Below are 15,432 nucleotides of genomic sequence, written 5' to 3'. Positions count from 1 at the left end.
CCGATGCATCCCGTGGACTTCGTGACCCACCTGCGCAGCCTCGCCGCGCAGCGCCCCGACGACATCGCCTTGATCGCCATCACCGATCGCGACGGCGCCGCACTCGACACACCCATCAGCTACCGCACCCTCGATGCGCGCGTGCGCGGCCTCGCGGCGCACCTGCAGCAGGCCTTCGCGCCCGGCGGCCGTGCGCTCATCATGCTGGACAACAGCGACGACTACGTTGTCAGCTTCTTCGCCTGCCTCTACGCGGGCCTCGTCGCCGTGCCGGTGTTCCCGCCCGAGTCCACGCGCAAGCGCCACCTGGGCAAGCTCGAGGGCATCGCCGCCGACGCGGGCGCCTGCTGCGTGCTGACCCACGCCGCCATCCGCGACGCGATGGCGGGCGTGGCCGACGCCTTCACGCAGGCCACGCTCATCGCCGTGGACGAGATCGACGCCACCGGCGCCGACGCATGGCGCCCGCACACGCCGGCCGCCGCCGACATCGCCTTCCTGCAGTACACCTCCGGCTCCACTTCGGCGCCCAAGGGCGTCATGGTCACGCACGCCAACCTGATGGCGAACATGCGCGCGATCGAGGAGGGCCTTTCGGTCTGCACGAGCGACACCTTCGTCACCTGGCTGCCGCTGAACCACGACATGGGCCTCATCGGCGGCCTGCTGCAGCCGATGCACCGCGGCGCCGTCGTGGCGCTGATGTCTCCGCGCTACTTTCTCGAGCGCCCCGTGCGCTGGCTCGAAGCCGTCTCGCGGCTGCGCGCCACGGTCAGCGGCGGGCCCGACTTCGCCTACCGCCTGTGCCTGGACCGCGTGTCCGACGCGCAGTTGCAAAGGCTCGACCTGTCGTCGTGGTGTCTCGCGTTCTCCGGCGCCGAGCCGGTGCGCGCCGACACGCTGCGGTCGTTCCAGCAACGCTTCGCGCCCGCGGGCTTTCCGGCCGAGGCGGTGTACCCCTGCTACGGCCTCGCCGAATCGACGCTGTTCGTCACGGGCGGACACCGCGGCGCCGGCATGGTCGCGTACGCCTTCGACAAGGCGCGCCTGGCGCAAGGTGCCGTGGTGCGCGACGAGGCCGGCGCGATGCTCGTGGGCTGCGGCCGCAGCGTCACGCACCACTCGGTGCGCATCGTCGACACCGCCACGCTGAGCGTGTGCGCCGATGGTGCCGTCGGCGAAATCTGGGCCTCGGGCCCGAGCCTGGGCAGCGGCTACTGGAACAAGCCCGAGGTGTCGCAGCAGACCTTCGTCGAGCACGAGGGCGCGCGCTGGCTGCGCACCGGTGACCTGGGCTTCGTGCACGACGGCCAGCTCTACGTGGCCGGCCGCATCAAGGACCTGGTCATCGTGCGCGGCCACAACCTGTACCCGCAGGACATCGAACGCGAAGTCGAGCGCGAGGTCGAGGCCGTGCGCAAGGGTCGTGTCGCGGCCTTCGCGGTCGACGGGCCAGAAGGTGAGGGCATCGGCCTCGCGGCCGAGGTGTCGCGCAGCATCCAGAAGCTGGTGCGGCCCGAGGTGCTGGTCGAGGCGCTGAGCGCGGCCGTGAGCGAACAGTGCGGCGAGCCGCTGTCGGTCGTGATGCTGCTCAACCCGGGCGGCATGCCCAAGACCACGAGTGGCAAGCTGCAGCGCGGCGCCTGCCGCCTGGGCTGGATCGATCGCACCGCGGACGCCTATGCGATCTACGCACACGGCGCGTTCGTGCTCGGCGGCAGCGCCCCCGCAGTCGACACATCCGAAGCCGCGCTCGACGACGTCGAGCAGGCCCTCGCCACGATCTGGCACGAGGTGCTGCGCCGCCCCGTCGAACGGCCGCTGGCGCGCGACGCGCACTTCTTCACCCATGGCGGCAACTCGCTTGCCGCCACGCAGGTGGCCGCGCGCGTCGGCGAGCGCTGGAATATCGACTTTCCATTGCGCGCGCTGTTCGAGCAACCGCGCCTGGGCGACCTCGCGCGCGAACTGCGGCGCGTGCTCGCGCTCGGCCAGCGCCGCGCGCACCAGCCGATCCTGGCCCTGCCGGCCGAGCGCCGCACGGGGCTGCTCGCGCTGTCGCATGCGCAGGCGCGCCAGTGGTTCCTGTGGCAACTCGATCCGCAGAACAGCGCCTACCACGTGGGCGTGGCGCTGCGCCTGTCGGGCGTGCTGGATGCCGACGCACTGAAGGCGGCGCTCGAAGGCCTGCTCGCGCGCCACGAGAGCCTGCGCACCGTGTTCCGCATCGCGGCCGACGGCACGGTCGGCCAGCAGGTACTGCCGACGGCGCCGCTGGCGCTCGCCCACATCGACTTTCGCGCGCTGCCGGTCGACGAACGTGAAGGCGCCGCCGCCGCACAGGCACGCGCGCTGCAGGCCGAGCCCTTCGACCTCGTGGCCGGCCCCGTGCTGCGCGCCGCCTGGCTCCAGCTCGGCGACGCGCACCACATCCTCGCGATCGTCACGCACCACATCGTGTCCGACGGCGCCTCGCTGCAGGTGCTGCTCGACGAGTTCGGCGTGGCCTATGCGGCGCACGCGAAGGGCGAGACGCCGTCGCTCGCCACGCCACTGATCCAGTACGCCGACTACGCCGCGTGGCAACGCGACTGGCTCGCCGCGGGCGAGGCCGAACGGCAACTGACCTACTGGCGCGCCCAGCTCGGCGACACGCACCCCGTGCTGGCCTTGCCCACGGACCGCCCCCGCCATGCGGTCGCGAACTACCGCGCCGCCGCGCATGCCTTCGACCTCGACGCCGCCCTCGTCGCACGCCTGCACGCCACCGCGCAGGCGCACGGCGCCACGCTGTTCATGGTGCTGCTCGCGGGCTTTCAGGCGCTGCTGCATCGCTACACGGGCCAGCCCGACGTGCGCGTGGGCGTGCCGGTTGCGAACCGCCACCGCCCCGAGACCACGGGCCTGATCGGCTTCTTCGTCAACACGCAGGTGCTGCGCGCCACGCTGAACGGCCGCACCCCGTTCGCGCAACTGATGGCCCAGACCCGCGAGGCCGCGCTCGGCGCGCAGGCCCATCAAGACCTGCCGTTCGAGCAGCTCGTGGACGCCCTGCAGCCGCAGCGCAGCCTCAGCCACAACCCGCTGTTCCAGGTGATGTTCAACCTGCTGCGCGAAGACACGGCCGTGCTGCGCGGCCTGCCGGGCCTGGCGGTCGAAGAGTACCGCATGGAGGACAGCGCCGCGCAGTGCGAACTCGCGCTCGACATCCGCGAGTGCGCTGACGGCCAGGTGCGCGCGGTCTTCACCGCGGCGGCCGAGCTGTTCGACGAAGAGACCGTCGCGCGCATGGCCGTGCACTACCGTGCGTTGCTCGATGCGCTGACGGCCGACCCGGCCCGCGCCATTGGCGATGCGCCGTGGCTCGCTGCCGAAGAGCAGGCGCAATTGCATGCCTGGGGCACGGGTACATCGTCCGCATTGGCTGCGACGCCCGCGCATCGCCTGTTTGAAGCGCACGTCCGCCGCGCACCCGATGCCGTCGCGTTGATCGCCGGCGACACCGAGCTCTCCTACGCCGCACTCGACCACCGCGCCAACCGCCTCGCGCACCGCCTGCTGCGCCACGGCGTGCGGCCCGACACGCGGGTCGCCGTGGCCGTCGATGCCCCGGTCGATCGCGTCGTCAGCCTGCTGGCCGTGTTGAAGGCTGGCGGCACCTACCTGCCGATGGACCCGTCGCACCCGCCGCAGCGGTTGTCGGAGTTGCTGGCCGACAGCGGCGCCGCGCTGCTGCTGGCCGGCAGCCACAGCTCAGTGAACGAAACCGTCGCGCGCCTCGCAGTCGATGACGCATCGCTCGACGACGAACCGAACGAGGCCCCGCAGGTCGCGCTGCACGACCACCACCTGGCCTACGTGATCCACACCTCGGGCACCACCGGCCGCCCCAAGGGCGTGGCGGTCGCGCACGGCGCGCTGTCGATGCATCTCCAGGCCATGGCCGACGCCTGCGGCTTCACGGCGGACGACCGCTCGCTGCAGTTCGCGCTGCCGCACGTCGATGCCGCCATCGAACAGTGCCTGCTGCCGCTGACCACCGGCGCCGCACTGGTGCTGCAGCCGCAGTGGTGCTCGCTCGCCAGCGAACTCGATGCCTTGCTGCAACGCCACCGCGTCAGCGTGGTCGACCTGCCGCCGGCCTATGCGCGCCAGCTGCTGCAGGACCAGCCGCCGTTCCAGCACGCCGTGCGCCTCGCGCTCTTCGGCGGCGAGGCCTGGACCGGCGAAGACCTCGCGCTGGTCCGCCGCGTGCTGCACCCTGCACGCATCGTGAACGCCTACGGCCCGACCGAGGCCGTGATCACGCCGACCCTGTGGTCCGCCGACGCCGAGGCCATCGTGCAGGGCTACGCCCCCATCGGCCGCCCGGTCGGCCGCCGCACGGCCCATGTGCTCGACGCCGATCTGCAGCCCGTGCCGCAGGGCGTGCCCGGCGAGCTGTACCTCGGCGGCGACGGCCTCGCGCGTGGCTACCTCGGGCGCGCGGCGCTGACGGCCGAGCGCTTCGTCGCCGACCCCTTCGACGGGGCGGGCGGTCGCCTGTACCGCACCGGCGACCTCGTGCGCTGGCGCGCCGACGGCCAGCTCGAATACCTGGAGCGGCTCGACCACCAGGTGAAGGTGCGGGGCTTCCGCATCGAGCTCGGCGAGGTCGAGGCGCGCTTGCGCGAGCAGCCCGGCGTGCGTGAGGCGCTGGTGTGCCTGCACGAGGGCGCGGCCGGCCCGTCGCTCGTGGCCTACGTCGCACCCGCTGCAGGCGCATCGCTCGACGCGACCACGCTCAAGACGCAGCTGGCGCAGGCGTTGCCTGATTACATGGTGCCTTCGGCGCTGATGGTGCTCGACAGCTTCCCGCTCGGCGCCAACGGCAAGGTGGACCGCCGCGCGCTGCCCGCACCGGCGGCCGTCGGCACGCCAGGCTACGAAGCTCCCCACGGCGACGTCGCGCAGACGCTGGCCGCGATCTGGGCCGAGCTGCTCAAGGTCGCGCAGGTCGGCCTGCACGACAACTTCTTCGACCTCGGCGGCAACTCGCTGCTCGTGATCCGCATGCACCGGCTGGTGGAAGACCGCCTGCAGCCGGGCCTGGCGGTGGTCGACCTCTTCAAGTACCCGACCGTCGGCGCGCTCGCCCGCCACATCGAGCAGAAGGGGCGCGGCCCCGCCGCTGCTTCCGCCACCGACGACGCCGCGCAGGCGAAGCAACGCGCGCAGCAGCAGCGCGCCGCCTTGCTGCAACGCCGCCGACCCACGGAAAGAACCCTCTGATGCACGCGCAAGACGACACCCCGCTTTCTGCCCCCGACACCACGGGCCTCGAGATCGCCATCGTCGGCATGGCCGGCCGCTTTCCCGGCGCGCCCGACGTGGACGCCTTCTGGCGCAACATCCGCGACGGTGTCGAGTCGGTCACCGTCTTCAGCGACGACGAATTGCGTGCGCGCGGCGTGCCCGAGCGCGCGCTGGCCGATCCCGACTACGTGAAGGCCGGCGTGCTCTTCGACGGCTTCGACCGCTTCGACGCCGGCTTCTTCGGTTACTCGCCGCGCGAGGCCGAGCACCTCGATCCGCAGCAGCGCATCTTTCTCGAATGCGCCTGGGAGGCGATGGACCATGCGGGCTGGCCGACCGGCCCGAAGGGCGGGGCGCCCGTCGGCGTCTACGCGGGCGACGGCCCCAACCTCTACCTCATGAAGCACCTGCTGCCCGCCGTCGGCATCGACGCGGGCACCGGCATCGCCGACATGCTGGGCCTCATGAGCGGCAACTCCGCCGGCTCGCTGTGCACGCGCGTGGCCTACAAGCTCGACCTGCGCGGCCCGGCCCTGAGCGTGCAGACCGAATGCTCGACCTCGCTGGTGGCCGTGCACCTGGCCTGCCAGGGCCTGCTGAGCCACGACTGCGACATGGCGCTGGCCGGCGGCGTGTGGCTCAACCTGCTGCAGGACGGCGGCTACCGCTACCAGAACGGCGCCATCCTCTCGCCCGACGGCCATTGCCGCGCCTTCGACGCCCGGGCCGCGGGCACGGTGATCGGCAGCGGCGCGGGCATCGTCGTGCTGCGCCGGCTGGCCGATGCGCTGCGCGACGGCGACACCATCCACGCCGTCATCAAGGGCTCGGCCGCCAACAACGACGGCGCCGACAAGATCGGCTTCACCGCACCGAGCGTGCAAGGCCAGGCCGGCGCGATCCGCGCGGCGCAGCTGATGGCCGACGTGCCCGCGCACACCATCGGCTATGTCGAGGCGCACGGCACGGGCACCACGCTGGGCGACCCGATCGAGCTGGCCGCGCTCACGCAGGCCTTCCGTGCCGATGGCGGCGATGGCGGGCGCTGCGGCTACTGCGCCATCGGCTCGGTCAAGACCAACATCGGCCACCTCGATGCAGCAGCCGGCGTGGCGGGTCTCATCAAGGCGACGCTGGCGCTGCGCCACCGCACGCTGCCGCCGAGCCTGCACTTCGAGCAGCCGAACCCGCAGATCGATTTCGCGAACAGCCCGTTCCGCGTGAACACCGAGGCGCTCCCGTGGCCCGAGGGCGATACGCCGCGCCGCGCGGGCGTCAGCTCTTTCGGCATCGGCGGCACCAACGTGCACGTCGTGCTGGAAGAGGCGCCGTCCGTGGCCACGGCCACTGAAGCGGCCGGCTGGCAGGTGCTGCCGCTGTCGACCCGCAGCGCGCCCGCGACACGGCAGGCCGCGCAGCAGCTGGCCGATCACCTGCGCGCGCACCCCGCGTTGCCGCTCACCGACATTGCCCACACCCTGCAGGCGGGCCGCCGCGTCTTCGAGCACCGCAGCGCCGTGGTGGCCGACCATGCCGAAGGCGCCGTGCAATTGCTCTCAGCGGGCGAGGGCCTGGCCGTGCGCGCCGCGCCCGCGCAGGCGCCCGAGGTGGTCTTCCTCTTTCCCGGCGGTGGCACGCAGCACGCCCAGATGGGTCGCTCGCTCTACGAAGACGACGCGGCCTTCCGCGACGACATCGACCGCTGCTGCGCGCTGCTGGAACCCGAGCTGGGCTTCGACCTGCGCACCGTGCTGTTCCCCGCGCCCGGCGGCGAGGCCGAGGCCGACGCGCGGCTGTTCGACATCGCGCTCGCGCAACCCGCGCTCTTCGTCGTCGCGTACGCGATGGCGCAGTGGTGGATGCGCCGCGGCGTGCGCCCCGCGGTGATGATGGGCCACAGCCTGGGCGAGTACGTTGCCGCCTGCCTGGCGGGCGTGTTCCGCCTCGAAGATGCACTGCGCGTCGCGGCCCTGCGCGGGCGCCTGCTGCAGTCGATGCCGCCCGGCGCGATGACCGCCGTGCCGTTGTCGCAAGCCGCGCTCGCGCCCTTCCTGGCGCCGGGCTGCGACCTCGCCGCCGCCAATGCCGAACAGCTGTGCGTGATCTCGGGCCCGCGCGAGGCGGTCGAGGCCGCCGAGGCGCGGCTGCGCGCGGCGGGCCACCTGCCGCGCCGGCTGCATGTGTCGATCGCTTCGCACTCGGCGATGACCGAGCCGCTGCTCGCGCCGCTCGAAGCGCTCATCGCCTCGGTGCCGCGCCGGCCGCCGACGATCCCCTTTGTCTCGAACGTCACGGGCCAGCTCATCACGCCCGAGGAGGCCATGAGCCCCGCCTACTGGGCGCGCCACCTGCGCGGCACCGTGCAGTACGCCGACGGCGTGGGCACCTTGCTGCAGGTGCCGGGCCGCGTGCTGCTCGAAGTCGGCCCCGGCGAAACGCTGGCGGGCCTGGCGCGCCAGCATCCGCTGGTAGACACCGTCGCCGGCGTGCTCGCCAGCCAGGCGCACCCGCAGCAGCAAGCACGCAACGCGCAGCAGATCGCGCAGACGCTGGCCCAGCTGTGGGTGGCGGGCGTGGACATCGACTGGGCCGCCTGCCGCGCGGGCGCCGCGCGTCGGCGCGTGCCGCTGCCGGCGTATCCGTTCCAGCGCCGCCGTTACTGGGTCGAAGCGCCCAACGCTGCGAAGGTGGCGCAACGTCCGGCTGGCGACGCGTTCTACGTGCCCTCGTGGCAGCGCACGGAGCCGCTGGCCGTCGCGCCTTCGACCGATGCCGGCGGCTGCCTGCTCGTGCTCGGCGACAGCCGCAGCCTCACGGGCCACCTCGTGCGCCAGCTGCGCGCGCAGGGCCGCACCGTGGTGCTGGCCGAGCGCGGCAGCGCCTTCGCGCGCACGGGCCACGGCCACTGGACGCTGCGCCCCGGCGCACGCGATGACCACGCGCGCCTGCAGGCCGAGATCGCCGCCGACTTCGGCGCCATCGCCGGCATCTACCACCTGTGGAGCCTCGACGAAGCGCTGCCCGCGCAACAGCCGCAGGCCGAGCTGCTCGAGCGCAGCTTCTTCAGCCTGCTCGCGCTCGTGCAGTCGCTCGACGTCGGCGAGCGCACGCTGCCGCTGGCCGTCGTCGCCAACCAGCTCGAAGACGTCACCGGCACCGAGCCGCTGTGCCCCGAGAAGGCCACGCTGCGCGGCATCGGCAAGGTGATCGGCCAGGAATACCCGCGCGTGCATTGCCGCGTGATCGACGTGGTGCTGCCTGCGCCCGAAAGCGATGCCGAAGGCCGGCTGGTCGCGCAGATCGTGGCCGAGGCCGTGGCGCTGCAGACCGAGCCCGGCGAGCCGCTGGTGGCCTGCCGTGGCGCGCACCGCTGGATCAAGACCTACGAGCCCGCGACACTGACCGCCGCCGCGCAACCGCGTCTGCGCCGCGAGGGCGTCTACCTTGTCACCGGCGGCCTGGGCGGTGTTGGCCTTGCACTGGCGAAGCACCTGGCCGTGCACTGGCAGGCGCGGCTGGTGCTGCTGGGCCGCACCGCGCTGCCGGCGCGTACCGAGTGGCCCGCGCTGGTGGCGGCCGACAGCACGCCCGCCGATCTGAAGGCGCGGCTGCATCAACTGCTCGAACTCGAAGCGCTCGGCGCACAGGTGCTCACCGTGTCGTCCGACGTGTCCGACGCCGACGCGATGCGCGCCGCCCTCGCGCAGGCGAACGATCGCTTCGGTGCGCTGCACGGCGTCGTGCACGCGGCCGGCGATGCGGGCGGCGGCATGATGGCCGGACGCACGCGCGCGCAGGTCGACACCGTGTTCGCAACCAAGGTGCACGGCACGCGCGTGCTGTTCGACGCGCTGCGCGGCCAGCCGCTGGACTTCGTGCTGCTGTGCTCGTCCATCTCCAGCGTGGCCGGCGGCCTGGGCATGAGCGACTACGCCGCCGCCAACGCCTACCTCGACGCCGTGGCCGTCGCGCACGAACGACTCGGCGCGTTTCCGGTGTTCTCGGTCAACTGGGACGCCTGGCGCGGCCTGGGCATGGCCGCGCACATGGACGTGCCCGACGACATCGGCATGGACGGCCCCGAAGGCGCGCGCGTCTTCGAGCGCATCGTCAACGGTCCGGCGCGCGCGCAGACCGTCATCTCGACCGCCGACCTGGCCACACGCCTGGGCCCGCTCGACAACGGCATGCTCGACCTGCTCGGCGACGAGGCACCGGCCGCCGCCGCGGGCGCGGCCCATCCCCGGCCCGCGCTGCAGACCCCGTTCGTCGCGCCGCAGGGCGAGGTCGAGACCGCGCTCGCCGCGCTGTGGACCGAGCGCCTGGGCATCGCGCCCATCGGCGTGGACGACAACCTGTTCGAACTCGGCGGCGATTCGCTCGTCGCCATCCAGCTGCTGTCGCGCGTGCGCAAGCGCTACGCGACCGAGCTGCACCCCAGCGAGTTCTTCAAGGCGCCGACCATCGCAGGCCTGGCCGCGCGGCTCGGTGTCGTCTCGACCACCATCGCGCCGCAGCGCAGCGCGATGGAGATCACTCCCGTCGCGCGCGGCGGTGCGTTGCCGCTGTCGCCGATGCAGCGCCGCCTCTGGCTGGTCGACCGCCTCACCGACGCCACCAACCGCAGCGGCCGCGCGGCCTACAACATGTCGGCCGGCCTCGCGCTGCACGGCGAGCTCGACATCCGCGCGCTGCGCGCCGCCATCGACGCCATCGTCGCGCGCCACGAGGTGCTGCGCACCGTGTTCACCGAGGACGACGACGGCGAACCCATGGCCGTCGTGCGTTCCGGCGCGCCGCTCGACATTCCCGTGATCGCGCTCGACGACAGCGCGCGCTACGGCCAGCTGTTCGACGAACTGGTGCGCACACCGCTCGCACTGGCCGAGGGCCCCCTCATCAAGGCCACCGTCGTGCGCATGGCTGCGCGCGAGCATGTGCTGGTGCTCGTGGTGCACCACATCGTGTTCGACGGCTGGTCGATCGCCGTGTTCGCACGCGAACTGGCCGCGTTCTACGAGCGCGCGCGGCGCGGCCAGCCACTCCAGCTGGCACCGCTGCCCGTGCAGTACGCCGACTACGCCGCCTGGTATGCGCGTGCGCTGGCCTCCGACGGCTTTGCGCCGAAGGCCGCGTTCTGGCGCGAGCGGCTGACGGGCGCGCCGCAGACCTCGGGCATCAAACCTGACCACCAGCGCCCGGCAGTGCCCACGCACGCCGGCGACTCGGTGCGGCTCACGCTGTCGCCCGCGCTGTCGCAGTCGCTGGCCGCGCTCGCGCGGGCGTCGGACACGTCGCTGTTCACACTGCTGCTGTCGTCGTTCTTCCTGTTCTTCCACCAGGCCTCGGGCGCCGACGACATCGTCATCGGCACCGACGTCGCGGGCCGCGGCCACCCGGACCTCGAAGGGCTGCTCGGCTTCTTCGTCAACGTGGTGCCGCTGCGCTCGCGTCGCACGAAGGGAACGACCGATTTCGCGCAATGGCTCGCCGCCACCAAGGCCGACACCCTGGCCGCGATGGACCACCAGGACGTGCCTTTCGACCGCATCGTCGAGCTGTCGGGCGTGCCGCGTGCACGCGACCGCAACCCGCTGGTACAGGTGCTCTTCGTGCTCCAGAACACACCCGAGATCCGGTTCGCCATCGAAGGCGCCGAGGTCGAGGTGCTGCCCCAGCAGATGAACGAATCCAAGTTCGACCTGGCGGTGTTCGCCAGCGAACACGACGGCGCGCTCACCGCCGAGTGGGTGTTCGCCACCGACCTCTACCGGCGGGAGACCGTCGAAACCTTCACCGCTTCGTGGCATGCGCTGCTGGAGCGGATCGTCGCCACACCCGGCCAGCCGATCGACGCGCTGGCCCCCATGCCCTCGGAGGAATCCATCGCCATGACAAACGCTCCCAACGTCCGCCCGGCCTCGAAACTGGACAAGCTCGGCAAACTTGGAAAGCTCGACGCCCTGGGCGCCGGCCGTGCCCCCGTGCGCGCCGCTGCGCGGCCCGCCGTGCAGACCTCGTTCCTCAAGCCCGGTGCCGAGTTCCCCATCGTGCTGCAGGCCACCAGCCCCGAGCTCGACACCGTCGCCTGGGCCAAGGGCCAGGCCGACTACATCGAGATGCTGGTGGCCAAGCACGGCGGCATCCTGTTCCGCGACTTCGGCCTGAAGACGCCGCAGGACTTCGAGGCCTTCGCCGAGGCCATCGAGCCCGAGCTGTACGGCAGCTACGGCGACCTGCCGAAGAAGGAGGGCGGCAAGAAGACCTACCGCTCCACGCCGTACCCCGAGCGCCAGATGATCCTGTTCCACAACGAGAGCGCGCACCTGGACCGCTGGCCGCGCAAGCAGTGGTTCTTCTGCGAGCTGCCGTCGCCCGTGGGCGGCGCCACGCCCATCGTCGACTGCCGCGAGATGCTGCGCCGCCTGCCGGCCGAGGTGGTCGCCGGCTTCGAGCGCAAGGGGCTGCAGTACGTGCGCACCTTCACGCCCGGCCTGGACGTGAGCTGGCAGGACTTTTACAAGACCGATCGCCGCGAAGAGGTCGAGGCGCGCCTGGCCGCCGCCGGCATCGAATGGCGCTGGTTCGACGGCGACACGCTGCAGACGCGCACCCGCTGTCCCGCCGTGATCCGCCACCCGCTCACCGGCGAGCGCGTGTTCTTCAACCAGGTGCAGCTGCACCACGTCGCCTGCCTCGAGGCGCAGGTGCGCGAAGACCTGCTGGCCATGGGCGGCGTCGAGCGCCTGCCGCGCCACGTGACCTACGGCGACGGCTCGCCCATCGCCGACGAAACCATGGCCATCGTCGGCGAGGCCTACGAGGCCTGCGCCGTGCGCTTCGACTGGCGCCAGGGCGACGTCGTGATGCTCGACAACATGCTCGCCGCCCATGCGCGCGACCCCTTCGAGGGCCCGCGAAAGATCGTGGTGGCGATGGGCGCGATGTTCGACCGCGCCGCGCTCGACGACAGCGCGCGCGGCGCCGAGGCCCGCCTGGCCGATGAGCAAGGTGCATGACTGAAATGACGACCATGACCGACCACTTCGACGACACGACCTTCCCGCTGAGCCCCGAACAACGCGCCGTGCCGGCCGATGCGCCGCGCCTGCTGCTGCGCGCCGACATCGAGGGCGGGCTCGACGCTGCGCGCCTGCGCGACGTGGTCGCGCGCGTGCTGGGCGCGCATGGCGCGCTGTGCAGCGCCATCCGCGCGGTGCCGGGCTACCGCGGCCTGCGCCAGCAGTACACCGACGGGATGACGCCGCTGGCCTGGGCAAACGCAGACCTGCGCGATGCGCCTGAAGCCGCACTGGCCGAATGGCTGGCGAACCTGCAGGCCGCGCCGCTGGACATCGCGCGCGGCGAGATGGTCCATGCCGGGCTCGCTCGCACCGGTGAAGCACGCCACACGCTGGCGCTTTCCATCCATGCCTGGGTCGGCGACCGGGGCAGCCTGCAACATCTGTTCGACCAGATCGCCACGGCCTTCGCGGACGAACACGCTTTCGATGCCGCCGAGGTGTTCCCCTACGCACGCTTCGTGACCTGGCGCCAGGACCTGCTCGACGGCGAAGATGCCGCCGAGGGCCGTGCCTACTGGCAACGCTACCTCGCGCAGGCCGCCGCGCTCACGCCGCCGCGCCTCGTCGGCCGGCAAGCTGCTGCCTCCCAGCAGGCTGTGCGCGTGCAGGCCGACGAATCTATCGACGCCACTTTCGCGGGCCGCATCGCCGCCTGCGCCGACACACTGGGCGCACAGCCCGACACGCTGTTGCAAGCCGTCTGGTGGCTGCTGCTCGCGCGGCTGGACGGCACCGGCCGTTTCGTCGCCGGCTGGCAGCACGACTGCCGCCGCGACTACCCGCCGATGCAGGGTGCGGTCGGCGTGTTCGACAAGGTGCTGCCGCTCATCGTCGAGACAACCCCAGAGACGCGCTTTGCCGATTGGTTCGACAACGTCGACGGCACGCTGGCCGCGCATGTCGAGGCGCAGGAGTATTGGGCCGTCGAGGCGCCGTCCATCGCCGCGCACCTCGCGGTCGGCTTCGCGTGCCACGACCGGCCGCGCCGCCACGGCGTCGATCCGCAATGGCAACTGGTTGCGCTGCCGGGGCCGTTGCCGGCTTTCGAACTCGCCCTGCAGATCGCATGGGACGCCGACGGCGCAGCGCTCTCGGTGCATGCCGATGCCGCACGCCACAGCGAGATGGCGGTGCAGCGCCTGCTGATGCAATACCTCTGTCTCCTGGACGCCATCGTCGAACGCCCCGACGCCGCGCTCGGCGCGTTGCCGCTGGTCGGTGCGCGTGAGCGCGAGTTGCTGCTGCAGTCGCAAGAAGCCGTGGCCGATCTCGGCACGCAGACCGTCACGCAGCGCATCGCCCACTGGGCCACCGAGACGCCCGAAGCGCCCGCACTCGAAGCGGGCGAGCAGCGCCTGAGCTACCGCGAACTCGACCAGCGCACCGCCCGCGTCGCCCGCTGGCTGCAAGGGCAGGGCGTGGTGCCGGGCACCATCGTCGCGCTGAACCTGCCGCGCGCGCTTGATCTGCCGGTGGCGATCCTCGCCGTCTGGCGCGCGGGCGCCGCCTACCTGCCGCTCGACCCCGACTGGCCCGAGGCGCGCCGTGCGGCGGTGCTGGCCGATGCGAAGCCCATCTTCACCATCGACGCGGCATTGCCCGATGCGAGCACGTTGCCCGAAGCGCAAGCCGCGTCGCACATCGCCGCACCGAGCGACCTCGCCTACGTGCTCTACACCTCCGGTTCCACCGGCACGCCCAAGGGCGTGGCCGTCGAGCAGGGCCAGCTGCAGAACTACGTGGCAGCCGCATCGGCCGCGATGCAGCTCGACACCTGCCGCCGCTGGGCGCTCACCAGCTCGGTGGCGGCCGACCTGGGCAACACCGCACTGTTCGGCGCGTTCCACAACGGCGCCTGCCTTGTCGTGGCGGCGCCGCATGAGGCGAAAGACGCCGAGGTCTTCGCGCGCTTCATGCGCACGCACGCCATCGACGCGCTGAAGATCGTGCCCTCGCACCTCGAAGCGTTGCTTGAAAGCGCCGCGCCCTGCCTGCCGCGCATGCTGGTGCTCGGCGGCGAGGCCGCGCCGCGCGCGCTGGTCGAGCGCATCGCGCGGCTGGCGCCGCAGTGCGCCATCTACAACCACTACGGGCCGACCGAGGCCACGGTCGGTGTCATGGTGCATGCCGTCGAACCCGGCGCGGCGGTGCCCGAACAGCTGCCGCTGACGCGCGTGCTCGCGAACAACCGCGTGCGCGTGCTCGATGCGTCGCGCGGCCTCGTGCCGGCCGGCGGGCTGGGCGAGGTTTACATCGGTGGTGCGCAGCTGTGCCGCGGCTACCTGAACCGCGCGAACGCTGACGTGTTCGTCGCGGACCCGTTCCGCGCCGGTGAGCGCCTCTATCGCACGGGCGACCTCGCGTGGGTGCTGCCCGAAGGCGGCCTGCGACTCGCGGGGCGCGCCGACCACCAGGTGAAGGTCCACGGCTACCGCGTGGAGCCGGCCGAGGTCGAGGCGGCGCTGCTGGCGCGGCCCGGCGTGCGCCAGGCGGTCGTGCTCGCCGTGCCCGATGCGGCCGGTGCGACCACGCTCGCCGCCTTCTTCGTCGGCGACGGCGAGGGGGGCGACGGCCGCGCGCTGCGCGAGCAACTCGCCGCGGTGCTGCCAGCGCACATGGTGCCCGCGAGCTGCACGGCCGTGGGCGCCTTCGCGCGCCTGCCGAACGGCAAGATCGACCGGCTCGCGCTGGCGGCTTCGGCCCCGGCCGAAGCGCCACGGCGCGTCATCGCGGCCCCGCGCGACGCGCTCGAAGCGCTGCTCGCCGACGGCATGGCCACGCTGCTGGGCAGCGGCCCGGTCGGCGTGGAAGACGACTTCTTCGAACTCGGCGGTCACTCGCTGCAGGTCATCAAGCTGGTGGCGCGCATCCGCAAGCTGCTGCAGGTCGAGGTGGCGGCCGGCGTGGTGTTCGACCACCCGACGCCCGCGGCGCTCGCCGCCGTGCTGCGGGAGGCCAGCGCCGATGCCGTCGCGCTCGAACAGCTGGCGCAGACGCACCGGCAGCGCGACCTCGCCGACGAATCCGTGGGCGAGGCCGCATGAGCAGGGCC

3 protein-coding genes are annotated in these 15,432 nt (G+C 72.4%); all 3 read left to right on the top strand.

Features of this window, described 5'->3' with window-relative positions:
* The first annotated feature begins 3 nt into the window (after positions 1–3).
* Genes ACAM42_RS24330 through ACAM42_RS24320 form a run of 3 tightly spaced genes read left to right on the top strand, consistent with a single transcriptional unit; the run spans position 4 to position 15,424 of the window.
* Entirely contained in the window at positions 4–5,271 is a 5,268-nt protein-coding gene (locus ACAM42_RS24330) for an amino acid adenylation domain-containing protein (RefSeq protein ID WP_369632801.1), read from the top strand.
* A complete protein-coding gene (locus tag ACAM42_RS24325; protein WP_369629692.1) occupies positions 5,271–12,314 on the top strand; it encodes an SDR family NAD(P)-dependent oxidoreductase in 7,044 nt (2,347 codons plus the stop codon). The genes ACAM42_RS24330 and ACAM42_RS24325 overlap by 1 nt, the downstream gene beginning before the upstream one ends.
* Positions 12,311–15,424 (top strand): amino acid adenylation domain-containing protein, encoded by a 3,114-nt coding sequence (locus tag ACAM42_RS24320; RefSeq protein WP_369629691.1) that lies wholly within the window; start codon positions 12,311–12,313, stop codon positions 15,422–15,424. The genes ACAM42_RS24325 and ACAM42_RS24320 overlap by 4 nt, the downstream gene beginning before the upstream one ends.
* The last annotated feature ends 8 nt before the right edge of the window (positions 15,425–15,432 follow it).

This window comes from Variovorax sp. V35, assembly GCF_041154465.1.
GTDB lineage: Bacteria > Pseudomonadota > Gammaproteobacteria > Burkholderiales > Burkholderiaceae_C > Variovorax > Variovorax boronicumulans.
The sequence above is the reverse complement of the archived record's forward strand: the minus strand, read 5'-3'. Positions and strand labels throughout refer to the sequence as shown.